Source organism: Streptomyces sp. NPDC053069 (assembly GCF_044546895.1).
Lineage (GTDB): Bacteria > Actinomycetota > Actinomycetes > Streptomycetales > Streptomycetaceae > Streptomyces.
The window spans coordinates 510,869-530,756 of sequence record NZ_JBITZN010000001.1 but is presented as its reverse complement, the minus strand read 5'-3'; the positions used below and the strand labels follow the sequence as shown (position 1 = coordinate 530,756).

Sequence of the window (19,888 nt, the reverse complement as noted above, 5' to 3'; positions counted from 1 at the left end):
TCCGGAGCCGTTCTTCCTCTCCGCGTTCGCGTCGCTGGCCGACCCGGCCTCTAGGACCTACTACGACGAGTCGCTCCTGCCCCTGGAGCTCCTGCAGATCTGCATCGAAGTCGATCTTCTCCACCGCATGGAAGCGGAAGATCGCCAGCACCTCGGTTGACAGCCAGACACGCAGCTCAGGGCACTCGGCGTCGGCCGGGCGGGAGAGCACTGCTTCCGCCCTGGGCGCCGGCAGCAAGTGGTCAGCGGCCGCGGCGACACGCGGCGGAGCCCATCCGCGGCAGGTCGATGTGAGCGTGCGTGGTGAGCAGGGCCGTACGCAACATGCGGCCATACGTAGCCAGACGGCCGCTCCGTGGTCCATGGTCTCTCGCCCCATGGACCGCTCGTCTCTGCAATCGCCCGCGCCGCAGAGTATGAAGCGCGGCGTATGGGTCAGGATGGGGGCATGTCAGATGCCTTCACCACCCGAATGCTGGACGTCTCCACCGGCTCCCGGGAACGCGTCGTCGACCTCACCGCAGACTGCGAGGACTTCCTGCGGGAGGCGGCGGCCGGCCGCGACGGCCTGCTCAACATCTTCGTCCCGCACGCCACCGCCGGAATCGCCGTCATCGAGACCGGTGCCGGGAGTGACGACGACCTCCTCGCCGCCCTGCACACCCTGCTCCCCGCCGACGACCGCTGGCAGCACCGCCACGGCAGCCCCGGCCACGGCCGCGACCACGTCCTCCCGGCCATCGTCCCGCCCCACGCGACCCTCCCGGTCATCGCCGGCCGCCTGGAACTGGGCACCTGGCAGTCGGTGTGCCTGGTGGACACCAACCGCGACAACCCCGAACGCAAGGTGCGACTCAGCTTCCTCGGCTGACCCCGGCGGCGCCGACACCGGCCCGCTCCTGAGTCGGGGACGCTCGCCGCGCAGGGGGCCATGGTCCTGGTCGGAGTGGTGGTCGCGGACGCCTGAGTGCAGATGAAGCATGTCCGGCGGCGGGGCGCCCGGTGGCTCTCGCGGTGCGGAGCGGGCGACGAACTCGACACCACGCGCGAGGAGTTGGAGGCCGCCCGGAGCGACGGCGCCGGGGAAGAGGGCGCGGCTCCAGGTCCGGTCGCTGATCCCGAGCGGCCCCGGCAGCACGGTCGTCGTCACCAGCCACAGCAAACGCGGCGAACTCGTGGCAGTGGGCGGCGCCGCGGCCGGCCGCGCCCAAGGGAAGATCAGTCGCGCCCGGCGGCGCGCTCCTGCTTCTCCTGCTTCATCTGCTTGATCCGTGCGGCCTCCTTGCGGACGTCGGCCTGCGTGGCGCGCTCCTTCTCCAGCCACTCGGGCCGCTCCTGCTTGAGCGCCTCGATCTGCTCGGTGGTCAGCGGCTCGGTGACCCCGCCGCGCGCGAGGCCGGCGATGGACACCCCGAGCTTCGCGGCGACCACCGGACGCGGGTGGGGGCCGTTGCGTCGCAGCTCGCTCAGCCACTCCGGCGGGTTCGCCTGCAGCTCGTTCAGCTCGGCGCGCGAGATGACGCCCTCCTGGAACGAGGCGGGGGTGGCGGGGAGGTACACACCCAGCTTCTTCGCCGCGGTCGCGGGCTTCATCGTCTGGGTGCTCTGCTGCGAACTCATGAGGTCAAGGGTATCGGCCGCGTGCAGGGGGCCCGACCACGGCCGGTGCCGGTGAGCCGGCCACGGCCGGTAACCTGGCCTGGTGACAGGCTCGGAGGTATCACCGTCGTTCCGGCTCGCGTACGTTCCCGGAGTGACGCCCGCCAAATGGGCGAGGATCTGGGGCGAGCGCCTGCCGGACATCCCGCTCACCCTCGTCCAGGTAACGGCCGCCGAGGCGCCCGAGGTGCTGCGTGCGGGGGAGGCCGACGCGGGTTTCGTACGGCTCCCTGTGGACCGTACGTTCTTCAGCGCGATCCCGCTCTACACCGAGACCACAGTGGTCGTCGTCCCCAAGGACCACCTGATCACGGCTGTGGACGAGGTGACTCTCGCCGACCTCGCCGAGGAAGTGCTCTTCCACCCCCTGGACGACGTCTTCGAGTGGGACGGCGACGGCCCGCCCGGGGAGCCCGCCTTCGAGCGTCCCGCGACGACCGAGGATGCGATCGAGCTGGTGGCCGCCAACGTCGGCCTCCTGGTCGTGCCGCAGTCCCTCGCCCGGCTGTACCACCGCAAGGACCTCACCTACCGCCCTGTCACCGACGCCCCCCAGTCGAGCGTCGCCCTCTCCTGGCCCGAGGAGGCCACCACCGAGCTGGTGGAGGACCTCATCGGCATCGTCCGCGGCCGCACCGTCAACAGCACCCGGGGCCGTACGAAGCCCAACCCTCCGGCCTCCGCGCCGGCCGAGCAGCAGCGGAAGCGTGCCGAACCGGGTGGCACCCGGCAGAAGCCTGCGGCAAAGTCCACGGGGCGCACGCCACGCGCGCGGGGGGCGGGAACCAAGCAGACCCCCAAGCGGGGCAAGCCGCGCCGGAGGTCGTGAGACCCGGAGCGGCACCGCGACGGAACGCGGGCCGGCGCACGAACCCGCCCTGCGGAATCGAGCCACGGCCGCGACGAGACCGGACCGCCGCCGTACGGCCCCGCGTCGCGGCGCCCCGCCTACGCCTCCTGCCGCGCGGTCTGCCTCGGCTGGTCGGGCTGGGTCCTGCGTTCCCGCAGGTCGGCGAAGGCCAGGCAGAGGGCCAGCAGGATGATGCCTACGCAGGTGAGCAGGCCGTACTGGAGTGCGGCGGCCGGGTCGCCGTGGTTGGCCAGGTGGGCGAAGAACACCGAACCCACCGCCGCGACACCGGCAGCCGAGCCGATGCGCTGCCCGGTCTGCAGCACCCCGCCCGCCGCTCCGGCCCGCCGCACCGGCACGAGGGTCAGGGTGAGCGTGGTGTTGGGGGAGGTGGTCAGACCCGAGCCGAGCCCGGCGAGCAGCATGGGGAGGGCTGCCGCCCAGGCCACGCCCCGGCCGGGTACCCAGTGCACGGCCGCGATGACGCCGAGGATCCCCACCGTCACCGTGCACAGCCCGGTGACGACCAGCTTGCGTCCGAAGCGTGTGACCAGGCGGCCGCCGACCGCGGCACCCACCGCCGTCCCCGTCGCGAAGGGCATCGACGACAGGGCCGCCGCCAGCGCGCTGTAGCCCATCCCGTTCTGCAGGAAGATCGTGTAGACGAAGAACAGCGTCGTGAAGCCGCCGAAGTACACCAGGCTCAGCAGTGCGCCGAGCGAGAAGGAGCGCAGTGCGAAGAGCCGTAGATCGACCAGGGGGGCCCGGCCGTGCCGCTGCTGGCGCCGTTCCCACGTCCAGAATGCGGCCAGCAGCCCGGCGCCGGCCGGAAGCAGGGCCCACTTCAGCCGCCCGTGCCACTGCTGCTCCTGCACCAGGGGCAGCATCAGGGCGAGCACACCCGAGCCGAGCAGCAGGACACCCGGCACGTCGAAGCACTCGCGCTTGCCCGGTGAGCCGGGGGAGCGGGGCAGCAGCCGCAGCGCCGCGCAGAAGACGACGACGCCGATGGGCAGGTTGACGTAGAACACCGAGCGCCAGCCGTCGTCCCCGCTGGCAGCGTGGATCAGCAGACCGCCCGCCAATGGGCCGACCGCCGTGGAGACGCCGATGGTGGCGCCCATCATGCCGAAGGCGCGGGCCCGTTCAGCACCCTGGAACATCAGCTGGATCAGCGCCGTGGTCTGCGGTGCGAGCATGCCGGCCGATGCTCCCTGCACCAGCCGGAACAGCACCAGCCAGGCCGGGCTGGAGGAGAGCCCGCAGGCCGCCGAGGCGAGCGTGAACAGGGCGAGCCCGGCCAGAAAGGTCTCGCGCTGTCCGCGCAGGTCACCGAGCCGTCCCGCCGGGACCAGGACCAGACCGAAGGTGAGCGCGTAACCGGACACGACCCAGGACAGGTCGGCCGGGGTGGCGGAGAGCCCGCGCTCGACCGAGGGGAGTGCCACGTTCACGATCGACGTGTCCAGCAAGGACATGAAGGCGGCGGTCAGGCAGACGGCGAGCGCTTTCCACCGTCGATCGCGCTGGGCCGGGTCGACCTGGTCTGTAGTCATACGATCACGCTATGCATCCGTGGCGTCCCCCGCACGGCGGGAAGAGCCGCCGAGCGCGCCGCTCCGCCCGGCCGCGCCCGCACTCGCGCGAGATCGAAGACGACCCGAGAGGGCGCCGGGATCGCGCAACCGAGCGTGCCAAGGGTCAGGCGCGGACCGCCCGGCCCACCGACTCCACCAGGGGCAGCAACCGGTGCGGGACGCGCTCGCGCAGCGCCACCTCCGTGCGGGTGCGCACGACGCCCGGCAGGCTGATCAGCTTCTGGATGACGTCCTCCAGATGGGCGTTGTCCCGGCCCACCACCCGGGCGAGCAGATCCCCGCCACCCGTGATCGAGAACGCCTCCACGATCTCCGGCACGGCGGCCAGCGCGTCCCCCACGTCGTCCAGATGGCCCTGGGTGACCTCGATGTGCACGAACGCCAGCACCGGATGACCCAGGGCGGCGGGGGAGAGGGAGGGCCCGGTGCCGGTGATCACACCGTCCCGTTCCAAACGGTCCAGGCGTGCCTGGAGCGTGCCACGGGCGACGCCGAGGATACGGGCGTACTCGCGCACGCTGGTGCGCGGCTGCTCCAGAAGCAGCCGCAGGATGCGGGTGTCGAGTTCGTCCACGGCCATGATGGACGACTGTACCAATGGCTCAGCATGCGTGCTGCCCTGTGTGCCGCCCGACCTGGTCCGTTGGCATTCCGGTCAGCACGACCGCCTGCCAGGAGTTGTACCAATGGCTCAGCGATTCGGATCACACTTGAGCCAGTGACCCGGGGGATGCTCTCATGGATCCGTCGATGGCGCTGCGGACCTCCGCGGCGCCTTTTCTGTGCCGGTGTTCCATGGGGAGGGCAGCAGTGGTGAAGAGGATGTTCGTGGCTCCGGACCCGGGGCGGGCGCGGTTGCGCTTCGCCGCGCGGGCCGTCCTCGGCATCGGCCTCGCGGTCGTCGTCTGCCTCCTCGCCGGGCACTCCCTCGCGGGTGCGGTCACCGGCGGCCTCGCCGCACTGCTCGCCCTGTTCACCGTCGCCGACCCGACCGTGCGCGGGCAGGTGGTCACCACCGCGCTGCTGCCCGCCGTGGGCGTGCCGGTGCTCGCCGTCGCGGCCGAGCTGCACGACGTACCCGTCGCGCGCGACCTGGCCTTCCTGGCCGTCGTCGGCGCCGGGGTGTACGCGCGCCGCTGGGGACCGCGCGGGCACAGCCTCGGCGTGTTCGCCTTCATGACGTTCTTCGTGGCGCAGTTCCTGCACACCGCCCCGGCACAGCTGCCCGAGCTGTACGCCGCCGTCCTGCTGTCCGTGCTCAGTGCGGCCGTGGTGCGCTTCGGCGTGTGGTGCTACGAGCGCCGGCTGCCCCCAGCCGCCGTACCTGCCCCGCCCGCCTGGCGCGGGCTGGCCCGGGTGACCACCCGGCAGGCCGTCCAGGCGACGGCGGGCGCGGGCTTCGCGCTGGTCGTGGGCCAGCTGCTGTCCGGACAGCGCTGGTACTGGGCCGTCGGCGCCACCTGGTGGATCTTCGTCAACACCGCATCGCGCGGCGAGACGCTGGTACGCGGCTTCCGCCGGGTCCTCGGCACGGTCATCGGCATCTGCCTGGGCTTCCTCGTCGCCGTCCCCGTGGACGGCGCGCCGGTCCCGACGGCCGTCCTCGTCGCCGTCGCGGTCTTCGGCATCTTCTACACGGCCGCCGTCTCCTACACCTGGATGATGCTCTGGGTGACGCTGCTCGCCGAGCTGCTCTACGGCCTCCTCGGCGTCCTCGAACCCGGCCTGCTCGCGCTGCGCCTGGCCGAGACCGGCGTGGGCGCGCTGGGCGCCGCGCTCGCCGTGCTGTTCGTGCTGCCGGTCACCACCCATGCCGTCACGGATGCCTGGATCCAGCGTGCCCTGCGCTGCGTCCACGCCTGCACGGCCGAGGCCGCGGCACGCCTCGCCGGCTCCCCGACGGCGGACCCGGCGCCTCGCGTGGCCGAACTGGAGCAGCTGCTCGGCCGGGTCCGGCTCTCGGTGGCCCCGCTGGTGCACCCGCTGAACCCGATGCCGGCCCGCAAGCGGCGCGCCCGCAGGGTCCTCGCCCTTCTCGACGACTGTGCTCGCGAGGTCCATGGCCTGGTGGCGGTCGCCGCCGATCCCGAGGCCTCCCACGACGCCCGCCTGGCCGCGGCCTGCTGGCGGGTGGAGGCCGCGGTCGAGGCGCTCACCGCGGGCCGTCCGGAGCCTGTCCACGGCCCCGCCGACCCGCCCTCCGAACCGGCCCTGGCCCACCTGCACGGCCTGGAACGCGCCCTCGCCGACCTGGCCGAACCCCTGAGGGCACCGTCGGGGTCGCGGTTGGTGGGGGCCTGAGCACATCCCCCAGTGACCGGCTCCGCTTCCCGGCAGTCGAATGCCCCAAGGTGACTGTGCGGAGCCGGCGCCGGAGGGTGCGTGCAAAACCTCCCTGCGTGCCCGCGCCTCTTGGTCTAGACCGGCCTGATCGACTGCTACCGTCGGCCCCGGACGGGCTCGACCGAGGACCGAGAGGGGACAGCGGTGGCAGAGGACGGCAGGCCCGGCAGGTGCCGGGCTTTCATCGGCTCGTTCACGGCCGCGGGCGGCCCCGGCCTCGTGACCGCCGAGGTCGCGCCGGACGGCGGCGCCCTCGCCCTCGGCCCCGCCGTGAACGACGTACCCGACCCGTCCTACCTGGCCCTGTCGCCGGACGGGGAGACGCTCTACGCGGTCAGCGAGACGGCCGAGGGCGCCGTCGCCGCCTACCGCGTCGACGGCGGCCGGCCGGTACTCGCCGGGCCCCCCGTACCGGTCGACGGCAGCGGACCGGCCCACCTCGGCCTGTACGCCGGACACCTGCTCACCGCCAACTACGGCTCCGGCAGCGTCACCGCCGTACCCCTGCTCCCGGACGGCACGCTCGCCGCCAAGCCCTCCGGGCAGCTGCAGCACACCGGCTCCGGACCGCATGACCGGCGCCAGCGCGGACCGCACGCCCACCAGGTGCAGGCCGACCCGAGCGGCCGGTGGGCCGTCAGCGTCGACCTCGGCACGGACTCGGTACGGGTCTGCACCCTCGCGGACGGTGCCCCCGCCCTGCACCGCGAGTTCGCCCTGCGCCCCGGCTCAGGCCCCCGTCATCTGGCCTTCCACCCGGACGGCGCGCACGCCTACGTCGTCAATGAACTCACCCCCACGGTGACCGTGTGCCGCTGGGACGCCGAGGCCGGCTCCCTCAAGCCGCTGACCGAGGTCCCCGTGCTGCCCGGTGCGCCCGCCGGCGACGCCTATCCGTCCGGCATCGTGGTCTCGCCCGACGGTCGCTTCGTGTGGACCGCGACCCGCGGCGAGGACGTCCTGTCGGTCCTCGCCACCGAGGGCGAGACACTCCGGCTGACCGGCACCGTGCCCTGCGGCGGGCACTGGCCACGCGCGCTCGCCGAGCACGGCGGCTTCCTCTACGCGGCCAATGAGCGCTCCGGCGAGGTCACATGGTTCGCCGTGGACGAGGCGACCGGGGTGCCCCGGTACGACGGTTCGGTGCCGGTTCCTGCGGCCTCCTGCATCGTCTTCGGCTGAGGCGAAGGGCCCGCTCCGGGGTGTGGAGCGGGCCCTTTGTCGTACGGGTGCCGTATGCCGGCGTGTGGTCAGCGGACCGGCATGCCCTGCGGCTGCTGCGGGGCGATGCCCAGCGCCGTCGTGTACTTGGCGAGGGCGAGCTTGCCGATCGCCGGGTATGCGCCGAGCGCCTCGGCCGTGGCGCAGCCCGCCTCCTCGGCGGCCGCCGCCAGCAGCGCCGGGTCGATCTCCGGGCCGATCAGATACGGCGCCAGGGCCAGCTGCTGCGAGCCCGAGGACCGCAGCTGCCCGGCGACGGAGGAGATCGAGCCCTCCTGGTCCAGGGCCGCCGCCATCACCGGCACGGCCAGGCGCGCGGCGAGCAGCATGCCGGTGATCCCGGCCGCCTGTACGGCCTCGTCGCCGCCCACGGACGCCAGGATGATCCCGTCCGCGGCGGTGGCCACGGTGAACAGGCGGGCGCGGTCGGCACGGGCCAGACCTGCCTCGGACAGCCGCACGTGCAGCGCCTCGGCGAGCAGCGGGTGCGGGCCGAGCACATCGGTCAGCTCGGCGGCGACCCGGCTGTCCATCACGGACTGGCGGATCTGCCGCAGCAGGGCGCTGTCCGGGCCGGCCAGCAGCGGCACGACGACCGCGACCGGGCCGTCGGGCTCCTTGACCCCTTCGAGCCCCGCGGCGACGGCCTGCTCGTAACGGGCCGTGCGCTGGTCGGCGGCGTGCGCGAGCACGGACCGGAGCGTGGGGAACTCGGCGTCGTCCCCGTCCAGGTATCCGATCCGGGCGTCCAGGCCGGGCAGCTCGGAGCGGGCGATGCTCACGACCTCCTCGGCAAGGGCGCGCGTGGCGGCGCTGGGTGCACCGGGCACCGCGAGGGCGAGCGCGGGCGCACCCTCGGGAGCGACCAGCGGTTCCGGTCGGCGGTGCCGTCCGGGCTGGCGGGGTCGCGGCATTCGTACGGGCAGGCCGGACTCGGGCCCAGTGGGGGTGCTCATGGCGCCGCATGTTACTGGCTTTGCGGGTTCCTCCGTTCGGGGAGGGTGCAGGTGAGCGGTTTCCGTCCGGTTTTGTCTGATGAGTGACAAGCGTATGACACATGTTCCGAGCACGTGCCGAGAACATGGGCTGACAAAAGGGCGGCAAGAGGGTGACAGGGGCACCAAGGGGGCGACAGGCAGTGAAAGGGGGGAACGATCCGCCTCGCGGGGGCCTCAGCCGGCTTGCACCGGGACCACGTGGAGCATGGTCTTTTCACCCGGCAGGGTGAGCCGCCCGACCGCCAGGTCGGCCGCGATCCTCACGGCGCCGTGCAGCGGATCGCCCTCGGCCGGCACCTGCCGGGCGTGCGGCAGCCTGCCGGCCAGCTCCTCGCGCAGAGGGTTGAGGAGTGGATCGCCCAGGCGGAACAGGCCACCGGTGAGCGCCACTCGGGGCGTGCCCTCCGCCGGGCACACGGCCGCCGCGGACTCGGCCATGTGCCGGGCCGCCGCGCGCAGGATGCCCGCGGCGGTCGGGTCCTGCGCGGCGCACGCGGCCACCTGGGGGGCGAAGGAGGCCAGTACGGCGGGTCGGTCGGAGCGGGGATAGACCAGACCCGGCAGGCCGCGCACCGGCCCGAACTGCTCCTCCGCACGGGCCAGCAGCGGTGCGGAGCCGCCGTCCCGGCCGTCGTGGGCGCGCAGCGCCGCCTCCAGGCCGGCCCGCCCGATCCATGCGCCGCTACCGCAGTCCCCGAGCAGATGGCCCCACCCGTCGGCCCGGTGCCAGGCGGTCAGGTCGGTGCCGACCGCGATCAGCCCGGTACCCGCGGCGAGCACCGCACCCGGGCGCGGCCCGAGGGCGCCGACGTAGGCGGTGACGGCGTCGGCGGCGAGCGCCACCTGCCGGACGCCCAGCTCCCGGGCGAGGGCGCCCGGCAGTTCGGCGCGCAGGGCGTCGCCCAGGCTGGCGAACCCGGCGGCGCCGATGACGGCCGTCTCCAGCCGGCTGATCCCGGCCTCGGCGGCGGACGCCCGGGCCAGCGGGACGAGTTGCGCCATCAGATGGGCGGGATCGATGCCCCGTGCCCCCGTGCGGACCGGTTCCCGTGACTCCCGCTCTGCGGCGGGCGCCCGGCCCGGCACGCCGACGGCTACCCGCAGGCCGGAGCCTCCCGAGTCCACCGCCAGACAACCGGGGACGGTCATGGCAGCCGCCTGTCCACCGGCCGGCCGCCCTGCCGGCTCGGCAGGGCGGCGGCCCGGCTGAGCGGGCGCGAGCCGAAGAACCCGTAGTCGGCCGAGCCGGGCGCCGGGCGCGCGGACTTCACCGCCGGCAGCGGGCGTACCTCGGGGGCGGCCGAGAACGACAGGCGGTGCTTGATCACTGGACGGAACAAGCTGCCCTCCTTCTCGGTGACCGGCTGCGTGACCCGCCCGACCGGATCGAAGGTTTCGACGAGGACGAAGAGTAGCGCCTGAGGGATGGCCCTCGGGCGGAGGCTTACCGGCGTATGCAGGGTGCCTGTGCGTGCCAGTAGAGTGACGCGCCGTGGCACCACGACCCTTGCACGAACTTGTTGAACCAGGCTGGGCGAAGGCTCTTGAGCCTGTGGCCGAACGTATCGCCGCCATGGGGGACTTCCTCCGGGCCGAGATAGCTGCGGGCCGGACCTATCTGCCGGCTGGACCGAACGTCCTGAGGGCCTTCCAGCAGCCCTTCGACGACGTCCGCGTCCTGATCGTCGGTCAGGACCCCTACCCCACGCCGGGTATGGCCATCGGGTTGAGCTTCGCGGTCTCCCCGGAGGTGCGTTCGTTGCCGGGCAGTCTGGAGAACATCTTCCGGGAGATGCACTCCGATCTGGGGCTGCCCAGGCCGTCGAACGGCGATCTGACGCCGTGGACGCAGCAGGGCGTGCTGTTGCTCAACAGGGCGTTGACGACGGCCCCGCGCAAGCCCGGGGCCCACCGCGGGAAGGGCTGGGAGCAGGTCACGGAGCAGGCGATACGGGCGTTGGCCGCGCGCGGCAAACCGCTGGTGTCGGTCCTGTGGGGGCGTGACGCGCGGAATCTGCGGCCGTTGCTGGGGGACCTTCCGGCGATCGAGTCCGCGCACCCGTCTCCGATGTCGGCGGACCGCGGCTTCTTCGGTTCGCGGCCGTTCAGCCGGGCCAATGACCTGCTGCTGCGGCAGGGTGCCCAGCCTGTGGACTGGCGACTGCCGTAACGCCACGGCTCCTCCGCGTCCGGGCGGCGTCCAGCCCTTGCATCGGCGGCGTGACCGTTGAGAGGCCGTCAGGTGCCGGGCCACAGCTGCTGGTCGATCACGAGGGCCGGCACTCGCTGTGGCACCTCCCGGGACACCGGTCGATCCGCTGTCCCGGGCCGCTCGCCGGGGTGCCACGGGCGTCACCTCCTGCCGCGGGCAGGAGGACGATCAACCGGTGGCCGAGCCCCAAAGCGCGACGCAGACGCCCTCGCGGCCCACCCGTGCGGCTCAGCCGATCACCGCCGCCCGCACGCACAGCACGTCCGGCAGATGGGCAGCCAACTGCCGCCAGCTGTCGCCGTCGTCGGCCGAGGCGAACACTTCGCCGTTGCGGTTGCCGAAATAGACCCCCGCCGGTTCGGCGTCGTCGGTGCACAGGGCGTCCCGCAGCACCGTGCCGTAGTGGTCCTCCGCCGGCAGCCCCGTCGACAGCGGCTCCCAGGTCCGGCCCGCGTCCGTGGTCCGGAAGACCCGGCAACGGCGCTCGGCGGGCACCCGGTCCGCGTCGGCGTTGATCGGGAAGACGTACGCCGTGTCGCCCCGGTGCGGATGCGTGGCCACCGCGAAGCCGAACGTCGACGGCAGATCCGCGCCGATGTCGGTCCAGTGCGCGCCCGCGTCGTCGCTTCGGTACACCCCCCAGTGGTTCTGCAGATACAGCCGGTCGGGGTCGCCCGCATCCTTGGCGACCTTGTGCACGCACTGGCCGAACTCCGGGTTCGGATCCGGCAGGAACACCGCCGACACCCCCGAGTTGGACGGCGCCCAGCTCGCACCGCCGTCGGTGGAGCGGAACACCCCGGCCGTCGAAACGGCCACGGTCACCGCGCGGGGGTCACGGGCGTCGGTGACCACGGTGTGCAGGCCCTCACCGCCGCCGCCCGGCACCCACTGCGAGCGCGTCGGATGCTCCCACAGCGGCCGGACCAGGGAGAAGCTCTCGCCGCGGTCCTCCGAGCGGTACAGCGCCGCCGGCTCCGTGCCCGCGTAGACCACGCCGGGCTCGGCGGCGGCCGGATGCAGCTGCCAGACGCGCTCCAGGGAGGCGCCGGTGTCCTTGGGGAACTTGACGGCCGGCTGCGCCGGTTCGGTCCAGGTGCGGCCGAGGTCGTCGGAGTGGAAGACCGACGGACCCCAGTGCGCGCTGTCGCCGCCCGCCAGCAGCCGGGGCCGGTCCTCCCGGGTGTCGATCGCGACCGAGTAGACCGCCTGAGCATTGAAATACGGACTGTCGTCGAACTCCCAGGCGCCACCGTCCCTTCGGCGCCCGATGAACAGACCTTTGCGGGTGCCCACCGCCAGCAGTACCTCGGTCATGCCGATCACCTCCGGGACGCCGTCGTCCAGGTAGTCGTGAGTCAGGTAGTCGTCAGTTATCGGCCAGTCTGCACCCCACCACTGACACTCTCCCCCGGAGAGCGTGTTTCTGCAGGTCACAGCGGTGTCGTCGGCCCGTGACGACGATCGGCCGGGGCCCGTTGCGGCATGCGCCTGCGCGAACGGGGTGTCTCGTGCGACCGTCGGGGAGACGGCTCGTCGTGAGCAACGGAGCGATCTCCCGCGTATGGGAGGGCGGTCCGGCCGGTCGGTGCGCTCGTGAGGAGGATGCCTTTGAAGGCGTTCCGTGGTCCGAAGGTGTGGCTGTGGCGCTGGCGGCGCAACCCGCTCAAACGCCGGGCCGACTTGGTGGAGGCCTGGGTGGTGCTCGGCGCTTGGCTGCTGACCGTCCTGGCCGGGGTTTCGGCCGGACTCGTGGCGGCCCGGTCGGTGGAGCACGGACTTGCCGGGGAGCGGGCGGCCTCGCGCCCCGTCGTGGCCCACGTCGCGGCACGCGTCCCGGGAAACCGGCCCGCGCACGGCCACACCTCCTCCGGTGATCAGGTCTGGGCGAAGGTGCGCTGGACGGCGGCCGACGGCTCCGCCCGCACCGGTCAGGTGCGGGTCGAGCCCGGCAGCAAGGCCGGCACGCCGGTCACCGTCTGGACCGACCCGCAGGGCCGTCTCGTCAGCCGCCCCGCCTCCGTCGCGGAGGCCGCCTTCCGCGGCACCCTGATCGGCTGCCTGGTGGGCGTGAGCACCGCGGTGGTCCCCTTTGTCGGGGGCCTTGCCCTGCGCGCCCGTCTGGAACGCCGCCGCATGGACGCCTGGGACACGGAATGGGCCCGGCTCGGCCCGCAGTGGGGACGCATGGTCTGATCACGGTCGCCGACCCGGCTGCCTGTACGGCCGGAAGAACCCGGCCGCCCCGGCACCGCCGCCGGGGATCATCCGGGCCGCAGCGCTGCCGCCGTGGAGCCGACCGGGCCGAGCAGTGCGTGGCGCACGGGACCGAGCAGCGGTGCCGCACCGGATCGAGCAGCGGTGTCACGCCGGGCCGAGTAGCGCGTGGAGCACGGGATCGAGCAGCGTCGCGGTACCGGGCCGAGCAGCAGATGCCGCACCAGGCCGAGCAGCGCATGGTGCCCCGCGCCGCGTCCCGCGCGTCCACCAGGGGGCGCAAGTGCGCGATCGGCTGACCCTCCGGTGCGCGCGGGGCGGGCAGCCCGGCTCAGGTGAGGGGGAGCCGGCAGTGCCTCCCGCGGTGGGTCGACCGCCTCGCTCCCGGAGGCGCCGGCCGGGCCAACGGGCCGGCTTCCAGGCCGGGGTGTCCGCGGCGCTGTGTCCAGGCCGAGGTGTCCAGGACCGTCGACCGTCTGCCCGAAGGCGGCGACTGAGTGGCGGGCGGCAGGGGGCCGGCGCAACCCGGCGTCGGACCGCACCCGCACCCGCTGGAGCGTCGCCCGTGTTGGAGGTGCACAGCCGCGTTCCCGAGCTCATCGGCTCGGGCAAGTGCCCGCCGTGACCCCCTACATCGCCGCCAGCGCCTCCCGGCACGCTCTCAGCAGCGCCTCGTCCTGCGATACGGCCTGGCCGCCGCGACCTCCCGGGTGGGCGGGGAGGCGACGCGGAGCGGCGAGTTCCGCCACCACCAGATGCCGTAGCGGGGCGGCGGCCGGGCCCATCGTGGTGAGGCACCGGGCGATCGGAGCGCGGGTGTGCGGGGTGTCCGTCCAGGCAGCCCGGAACACGGGCAGGACCGGCTCGGGATCCGCGTCGATGCGCCACAGCGCGCAGGCGGCCGACACCCGCTCCTGCGCCGGCCGGGAGGAGGCCATCCGGCGCAGCGCGGGGAGCGCGGAACGCGCGGCCGGCCCCAGTCTGCCGAGCTGCCCGGCGGCCCGGCACCGGCGTTCCGGATCGGCTTGGGCCAACTCCCGCAGCAGCGCGGGGAGTACGGCGGAGGCGTCCTGGTGCGCGGACCAGAGCGCGCCGGCCGCCGCGGCGGCGTGCCGGGTGCGCAGCAGTGCGTGCAGGAGGGGTACCGCCTGCGCGGCGGCGTTCAGCGCCTCCAGGGTCTCGACGGCGTGCCCCGCGACCGCCTCCCGTGCTCCCAGGCCGTCGGGAGCTCCCGACAGCAGCCGCAACACCTCGGGAACCGCGTCCTCGTCTCCGATCGCGCCGACCGCCGCCAGCAGCGGGGCGGCGAGCCGGGCGGCGGAGGGCGAGGCCGGCGGGATCCGGCCGAGTCGGTGCCGTACCGCGTGGGCGAGGGGGGCCGCGGCGGCGCCCAGGCGGGCCAGTGCGAACCCCAGGTCCACGGGTGCGGCCGGGCCGGCCAGCAGCTGGGCCAGGGCCGGGAGCGCGCGCGGATCGCCGCTCCCGGCCAGTGCCCTGAGCGGTCCGCCCAACGTGGGGGAGCCGCGTTCCAAGCGGTGCGTCCACAGGTCGGGGCGGGCACACACGAGCGCGTGCAGCTCGTCCGCGGCGGGTGCGGTGAGCGGTCCCAGTTCTGCGAGGACCGCGACCGCCGCGTCTCGTAACCGGTCCTCCTCTGCGGCCAGTTGGGCGCCGAGCAGCCGGACCGTGCCGCTGTGGTCGCCGCGCCAGCCGCGCAGCAGTGCCGCCGCCGTCCACACGGCGTTGCACCGGTCCACCGGATCCGGGCTGGTCAACTGCCCGCGCAGGAGCGCGGTCCGGTCGTCCACGCGGTCGCCGAGTCCGGTGTGCAGGGTGCGCAGCAGTCGGGAACCCTCCTCGTCGGACGGGCGCAGCCGCCGTAAGCGCCCCACGAGCGTGTCGGCGGAGGGCTCGTGGACCCGGTCACGGTGTGCGGAGCGCTCCCGGAGCAGCCGGACCGCCGTCGGCACGACATCGGCGGGCAGCCGGTCGGGTGCGACGAGCGCGAGCTGGCCGAGCGCGGCGAGCCGCAGCCCCGGGGAGTACGGCGGCGCACCCTGCTCGGCCAGGAGGTCCACCGCGGCGTCGGCGTGCGCGGGGTACCGGCGGACGAACAGACCGAGCGCCTCCGTGAGGGCGAGCAGAACGCGGTCGTCCCGCTCTGCCCGCAGCCGGTGCCGCAACAGGTCCAGTACCCGCGCGGGGGCGGTCAGGAAGTGCACGAGGGCCCCGGCGGCGGCCCGGCGCACCGCCGGGTCAGGGTCTTCGGCGAGCGGGACGAAGACCTCGGCGCCCGCGCACACCGCCTCCCGTGCGCGTGGATCCCCGTCCGTGTTCTCCGCGCCGATGACGACCAGCAGTTCCATGACGCCGGACCGGTCCGGCAGCTCCTCACGGGCCACGAGCGAGAGCAGGAAGGGGACGCAGGCCAGTGTCGAGTCGTACACACGCCCCTGGTGGTGCAGCGCGCCGTACATCCCGTCGAGCGCGGTCGCCCGCTCGGCGGTGTCGGCGGACGCCAGGGCCCGTAACCATCCGGGCACGTCCTCCGCCGTGCCGTACGCGTGCCGCAGCGAGGCCCAGTCGACCTCGTCGATCCCCGTGACCACGTTGTCCTCCCCAGACGAGTGCCACCTGATCGCGAGTGTGCACCACGGCACTGACAACGGTGGGGAACCGCGCGCTGACTGTGTGCGATCCGTCGGCTGTCACCGGCCAGGGAGTGAGCGGCCGGCGGGGGCGCGCGAGCGGCCCGCGCGCCCCCGCCCGGAGGTGTCAGTTCAGGCCGGGCAGGGCCCGAGCCAGGATCTCGTCGAGGCCCGCCCGGGCGGGCAGGGTGCCGAACGCGTGTCCCCAGTCGCCGCCCAGCCGGCTTGCGCAGAAGGCGTCCGCGACCGGGGTGGGGGCGTGCCGGACCAGCAGGGAGGCCTGGAGGGCGAGCGCCATCCGCTCGACCAGCCGGCGGGCACCCACCTGGTCCGTTTCGGCCAACTGGTCCTTGAGCGCGGCGACGGCCGTGTCCAGGCGGGCGTCCGCCCCGCGCGCGAGGGCGAGTTCGGCGAACAGGGCATCTGCGGTGTCCGGTTCCCGGCCGAGCGCGCGCAGCACATCGAGCGCGTTGACGTTGCCCGACCCCTCCCAGATCGACAGCAGCGGCGCCTCCCGGTAGTGCCGGGGCATGCCCGAGTCCTCGACGTACCCGTTGCCGCCCAGGCACTCCAGCGCCTCCGCGGTGAACGCGGGGCCCCGCTTGGTGACCCAGTACTTGCCGACGGCGGTCGCGATCCGCCGGAAGGCGCGCTCCCCGGCGTCCCCGCGCACCGCCCGGTCGGCCGCTCCGGCCAGCCGCAGTGCGAGCGTCGTCGCCGCCTCCGACTCCAGCGCGAGGTCGGCCAGGACGTTGCGCATCAGCGGCTGGTCGATCAGCCGGGCGCCGAACGCGCTGCGATGCCGGGCGTGGTGGCCGGCCTCCACCAGCGTCTTGCGCATCAGGGTCGCCGAGGACATCACACAGTCCAGCCGGGTGCAGTTGACCATCTCGATGATGGTCTTCACCCCTCGGCCCTCCGGCCCCACCAGCCAGGCCACCGTACGGTCGAACTCCGGCTCCGAGGACGCGTTGGACCGGTTGCCCAGCTTGTCCTTCAGGCGCTGGATGCGGAAGGTGTTGCGGGTGCCGTCCGGCAGCACACGCGGCACCAGGAAGCACGACAGCCCGCCGGGAGCCTGCGCCAGGACCAGGAAGACATCGCACATCGGCGCCGAGGTGAACCACTTGTGCCCGCGCAGCGTGTACACGCCGGGCTCACCGGTGGGCGTGGCCACGGTGGTGTTTGTTCGGACGTCCGACCCGCCCTGCTTCTCGGTCATGCCCATCCCCGCGAGCAGCCCCGGCTTCTCGGCCGGCACGCGCAGTTCGGGGTCGTACTCCCGGCTGGTGAGCAGCGGTTCGTAGACCTTGGCCAGATCCGGTTGGGCCCGCAGCGCGGGCACGGCGGCGTACGTCATCGACGTCGGGCAGCCGTGGCCGGCCTCCGTGTGCCCCCACACCAGGCCGCCCGCCGTACGGGCCACATGGGCGCCGGGCCGCTCGTCCGCCCAGGGGGCCCCGGCCAGGCCCTCGGCGACCGCCGTGCGCATCAGGTGGTGCCAGCTGGGGTGGAACTCCACCTCGTCGACGCGGTGGCCGTAGCGGTCGTGGGTACGCAGGACCGGCTCGTGCCGGTTCGCCAGCTCACCCCACTCCTGCGCCTCCGCGCTGCCGGCGCGCGCCCCCAGCCGCCGGATGCCCTCCTCGGCCCACCCGGCGCCCTCCCGGCGCAGCCCCTCCAGCAGCGCCGGGTCGTCGGAGGCGTCGTAGGGAGCCAGGGGCGGGGCCTGGTTGGTGACGTCGTGCGTGGCGTACGGCGGCTGGGGCCGCGGCTGCGAGGGCGACTGCGCGGGAATCGGGACCATGCCAGCATGTTGCACTCTTTCTGCGGTCGTAGCAATGATGCAATACGAGGGCGCGCGTACAGTACGTGCTCATGCGCATGAACGTCCCGCCCGAGCCGGAGGAGGCAGGCCTGCGGCCGCTGTCGGCGCGGTCGGTCGTGCTGAGCCTGCTCCTCGGCGCGCACCCGGCGGAACTGCCGGTGAAGGACCTGGTCCGGCTGGTGGAGCCGTTCGGCGTCGGTGGCTCCACGCTGCGGGCCGCGCTGAGCCGGATGGTGACCGCGGGCGACCTGCGCCGTACCGATGCCGTCTACCGGCTCAGCGACCGGCTGCTGGCGCGCCAGCAGCGCCAGGACGAGGCGCTGCGGCCCGGCACGCGCGCGTGGGACGGCGACTGGGAGATGGTGGTGATCACCGCGACCGGTCGCGGCCCCGCCGAACGCGCCGAGCTGCGCACCCGGTTGACCGCCCTGCGCCTGGCCGAACTCCGCGAGGGCGTGTGGCTCCGTCCGGCCAACCTCGACCGCGCCCTGCCGGACCTGCTGCACTCCGTGGCCCGGACGTACACCGCGCGCCCCGACGAGCCCGGGCAGGAGCTGGTCGCCCGGCTCTGGCTGCTGGACACGTGGGCGGCCACCGCCCGGACGCTGCTTGCGCACACGGCAGCCGCCCGCAGCCCGGCGGACCGGCTCACCGCCCACGCCGCGGCCGTACGCCACCTGCTGACCGATCCCGTTCTGCCCCCCGCCCTCCTGCCCGCCGACTGGCCGGGGGAGGCCCTGCGCACGGCCTACGCCCACTACCAGCGGGAGTTGGCCGCGTCGGTGGGGCTCGGGGAGCGTGCCGCATGACGGCGGTGGCTCTCGCACGGTTCCTGCGGGCCCGGTTCCAGGAGGAGGAGCGGGTGGCCCGCGACGCGATCGCGGGGGCGCCCGGCGCGGTCCGGGGCGTCATGGCGGACCACGTCGAGCAGGTGCTCACCTCCCGGGACCGCGGGACGACGCACACGCCACTGGTGCAGTTCGGCGCCGAGGACCCGGTGCGGCTGCTCACTCATGTGGCGCGTCATGATCCGGCGCGCATCCTGCGGAACGTCGAGGCGGGCCGGGCACTGCTCGCCGAGCACCGGCCGGGCGAGGACGGCCGCTGCCGCACCTGTGCCGCAGCCACCGGAGGAAGCCGGCAACCGGCTCCGTGCGCCACGCTCCGACTGCTCGCCCTGCCGTTCGCCGCGCATCCCGAGTACGCCGAGGCGGCCGGGGAGCGGGAGACCCCCGGCGACGGGTGAATGCCTGGATCCGCGCCCCGGCCACGTCGACGCGGTGATCGGCTTCGACCGGGCGGTACGCGATCCCTCGGCGCCGGAACGGCCCGGGTCTCCGGGGCGGGCCGGCGCTCGTGCGGTGCTGGGCCCTGTGGTGTGGATCATCCCGGCGTCGCGGGGTCTGGCGGTGCGGGTGGCGCCGAGGCGGTCCGAGGAGTTCCCTGGGAAGAGTGGCGCCCCCTGAGCGGAAACGGGGGATGACCAGCGCAGTGGCGGGCACTCGGTGGGGCACGTAAGGCGAACTCACCCGAGGAGAGTCATGGCTGAGCAGAAGTCGTCGTCGGCCCTCACGGCGCCCCTGCACGGCGCGGCCTCGGTGCTGCGCAGGGTGCCCGGGGCCGGGATGGTGAGCAGGGCCGCCGAGGGGACGCTGGACAAGGTCGGCGCGGTGTCGCCCCGTGGACGGCGCATCGCCGTGTACGCGGGGGCCGGAGTGCTCGGTGCGGCGGGCGTGGTGGAGTGGCCCGTGGCCCTCACGGGAGCAGCCGTGGCCTGGCTCACCCAACCGCGGCCCGCGCATCCGGCCGAGCGCGAGAGCGCGGCCTGGCAGGGGCCCGAACCCGCCCACGACCTCGGCACCGCGGCCCTCAGGTCCGGCCACGGCACGGGGTCCCGCAACGCCGGCGGCACGAGTGGAGCGGCGTCGGCGGGGGTGAGGGGCACGGCCGGCGGCACGGACCCGGCGGCCTCCGTCGAGGACGGGACGGAGGCGGCCGGAGACACCGAGGCCACGAGCGGGGCTCGGTCCGGCGCCGGGGCTGCGGCTGCCGGCGGTGCCGGGGCTTCCGCGGGTGATGCGGCGTCGGGTGGTGGCGGGAGTCATGGCGGTGGTGGGTCGCCCGGGAGTGCCCGGGTCTCTCACGGTGCCGGGGCTTCGGCGGGCGAGGCGGCGTCCGGTGGCGGCCGGAGCCATGATGGCGGGGGGTCGTCCGGCCGGGCACGGACCTCTCGCGGTGCCGAGGGTTCGGCAGTCAAGCCGTCCACTGGTCCGCTCGGTCCCACGGCGCGGCCTGACCGCACCACGCTCTGAGG

Annotated in this window: 18 protein-coding genes and 1 pseudogene; 9 read left to right on the top strand and 10 right to left on the bottom strand. The window is 74.2% G+C overall.

Going from position 1 to position 19,888, the window contains the following annotated elements; all coding sequences use genetic code 11:
• Nucleotides 1–31: 31 nt before the first annotated feature.
• Nucleotides 32–235, bottom strand: a pseudogene (locus ACIGXP_RS02350) (hypothetical protein); the annotation flags it as partial.
• A 213-nt stretch (nt 236–448) separates the two neighbouring features.
• On the opposite strand from ACIGXP_RS02350, the gene ACIGXP_RS02345 reads away from it, so the two are divergent.
• On the top strand, nt 449–871 hold the full coding sequence (locus tag ACIGXP_RS02345) for a secondary thiamine-phosphate synthase enzyme YjbQ (RefSeq protein WP_363215367.1): 423 nt from the start codon (nt 449–451) through the stop codon (nt 869–871).
• A 347-nt stretch (nt 872–1,218) separates the two neighbouring features.
• Here ACIGXP_RS02345 and ACIGXP_RS02340 read toward each other — a convergent pair whose 3' ends face one another.
• Nucleotides 1,219–1,620 (bottom strand): DUF5997 family protein, encoded by a 402-nt coding sequence (locus ACIGXP_RS02340; RefSeq protein ID WP_363215368.1) that lies wholly within the window; start codon nt 1,618–1,620, stop codon nt 1,219–1,221.
• Between the two features lie 82 nt (nt 1,621–1,702).
• Between ACIGXP_RS02340 and ACIGXP_RS02335 the strand changes: the two genes are divergently transcribed.
• Entirely contained in the window at nt 1,703–2,488 is a 786-nt protein-coding gene (locus tag ACIGXP_RS02335; protein ID WP_399763074.1) for a LysR family transcriptional regulator substrate-binding protein, read from the top strand.
• 119 nt (nt 2,489–2,607) lie between these two features.
• Here ACIGXP_RS02335 and ACIGXP_RS02330 read toward each other — a convergent pair whose 3' ends face one another.
• Nucleotides 2,608–4,065, bottom strand: a complete 1,458-nt coding sequence (locus ACIGXP_RS02330; RefSeq protein WP_399763072.1) for an MFS transporter — start codon at nt 4,063–4,065, stop codon at nt 2,608–2,610.
• Nucleotides 4,066–4,210: 145 nt separating this feature from the next.
• A complete protein-coding gene (locus ACIGXP_RS02325) occupies nt 4,211–4,687 on the bottom strand; it encodes an Lrp/AsnC family transcriptional regulator (protein ID WP_363215371.1) in 477 nt (158 codons plus the stop codon).
• Between the two features lie 230 nt (nt 4,688–4,917).
• Here ACIGXP_RS02325 and ACIGXP_RS02320 point away from each other — a divergent pair, with 230 nt between their 5' ends.
• Together ACIGXP_RS02320 and ACIGXP_RS02315 are read left to right on the top strand one after the other, a co-directional pair.
• Nucleotides 4,918–6,408: an FUSC family protein gene (locus ACIGXP_RS02320; RefSeq protein ID WP_399763070.1), complete on the top strand. Its 1,491-nt coding sequence runs from the start codon at nt 4,918–4,920 to the stop codon at nt 6,406–6,408.
• Nucleotides 6,409–6,594: 186 nt separating this feature from the next.
• Nucleotides 6,595–7,632 (top strand): lactonase family protein, encoded by a 1,038-nt coding sequence (locus ACIGXP_RS02315; protein ID WP_399763068.1) that lies wholly within the window; start codon nt 6,595–6,597, stop codon nt 7,630–7,632.
• 68 nt (nt 7,633–7,700) lie between these two features.
• Here the strand turns inward: ACIGXP_RS02315 and ACIGXP_RS02310 are convergent, their stop codons facing one another.
• The 3 genes from ACIGXP_RS02310 to ACIGXP_RS02300 all read right to left on the bottom strand — a co-directional run bounded on the left by ACIGXP_RS02310 (nt 7,701) and on the right by ACIGXP_RS02300 (nt 10,009).
• Nucleotides 7,701–8,627, bottom strand: a complete 927-nt coding sequence (locus ACIGXP_RS02310; RefSeq protein WP_363215374.1) for a hypothetical protein — start codon at nt 8,625–8,627, stop codon at nt 7,701–7,703.
• A 216-nt stretch (nt 8,628–8,843) separates the two neighbouring features.
• Complete coding sequence (locus ACIGXP_RS02305; protein ID WP_399763067.1) at nt 8,844–9,818, bottom strand: N-acetylglucosamine kinase; 975 nt, start codon at nt 9,816–9,818, stop codon at nt 8,844–8,846.
• Nucleotides 9,815–10,009, bottom strand: a complete 195-nt coding sequence (locus ACIGXP_RS02300) for a hypothetical protein (protein ID WP_399763066.1) — start codon at nt 10,007–10,009, stop codon at nt 9,815–9,817. The genes ACIGXP_RS02305 and ACIGXP_RS02300 overlap by 4 nt, the downstream gene beginning before the upstream one ends.
• Nucleotides 10,010–10,161: 152 nt before the next feature.
• On the opposite strand from ACIGXP_RS02300, the gene ACIGXP_RS02295 reads away from it, so the two are divergent.
• A complete protein-coding gene (locus tag ACIGXP_RS02295; RefSeq protein ID WP_363215376.1) occupies nt 10,162–10,839 on the top strand; it encodes a uracil-DNA glycosylase in 678 nt (225 codons plus the stop codon).
• Between the two features lie 270 nt (nt 10,840–11,109).
• Here the strand turns inward: ACIGXP_RS02295 and ACIGXP_RS02290 are convergent, their stop codons facing one another.
• Nucleotides 11,110–12,198, bottom strand: a complete 1,089-nt coding sequence (locus ACIGXP_RS02290; protein ID WP_363215377.1) for a sialidase family protein — start codon at nt 12,196–12,198, stop codon at nt 11,110–11,112.
• Between the two features lie 288 nt (nt 12,199–12,486).
• Between ACIGXP_RS02290 and ACIGXP_RS02285 the strand changes: the two genes are divergently transcribed.
• The gene (locus tag ACIGXP_RS02285; RefSeq protein ID WP_399763064.1) at nt 12,487–13,077 is read left to right on the top strand and encodes a hypothetical protein; all 591 of its coding nucleotides are present in this window, start codon (nt 12,487–12,489) and stop codon (nt 13,075–13,077) included.
• Nucleotides 13,078–13,727: 650 nt separating this feature from the next.
• Here ACIGXP_RS02285 and ACIGXP_RS02280 read toward each other — a convergent pair.
• Nucleotides 13,728–15,707: a HEAT repeat domain-containing protein gene (locus ACIGXP_RS02280; protein WP_399763062.1), complete on the bottom strand. Its 1,980-nt coding sequence runs from the start codon at nt 15,705–15,707 to the stop codon at nt 13,728–13,730.
• Between the two features lie 166 nt (nt 15,708–15,873).
• Complete coding sequence (locus ACIGXP_RS02275) at nt 15,874–17,553, bottom strand: DNA alkylation response protein (RefSeq protein WP_399763060.1); 1,680 nt, start codon at nt 17,551–17,553, stop codon at nt 15,874–15,876.
• 71 nt (nt 17,554–17,624) lie between these two features.
• Here ACIGXP_RS02275 and ACIGXP_RS02270 point away from each other — a divergent pair, with 71 nt between their 5' ends.
• The 3 genes from ACIGXP_RS02270 (at nt 17,625) to ACIGXP_RS02260 (ending at nt 19,886) form a co-directional block, all read left to right on the top strand.
• A complete protein-coding gene (locus ACIGXP_RS02270; RefSeq protein WP_399763059.1) occupies nt 17,625–18,383 on the top strand; it encodes a PaaX family transcriptional regulator C-terminal domain-containing protein in 759 nt (252 codons plus the stop codon).
• A complete protein-coding gene (locus ACIGXP_RS02265; protein WP_399763057.1) occupies nt 18,380–18,820 on the top strand; it encodes a DUF6221 family protein in 441 nt (146 codons plus the stop codon). The genes ACIGXP_RS02270 and ACIGXP_RS02265 overlap by 4 nt, the downstream gene beginning before the upstream one ends.
• 295 nt (nt 18,821–19,115) lie before the next feature.
• Complete coding sequence (locus ACIGXP_RS02260; protein ID WP_399763055.1) at nt 19,116–19,886, top strand: hypothetical protein; 771 nt, start codon at nt 19,116–19,118, stop codon at nt 19,884–19,886.
• Nucleotides 19,887–19,888: the final 2 nt, after the last annotated feature.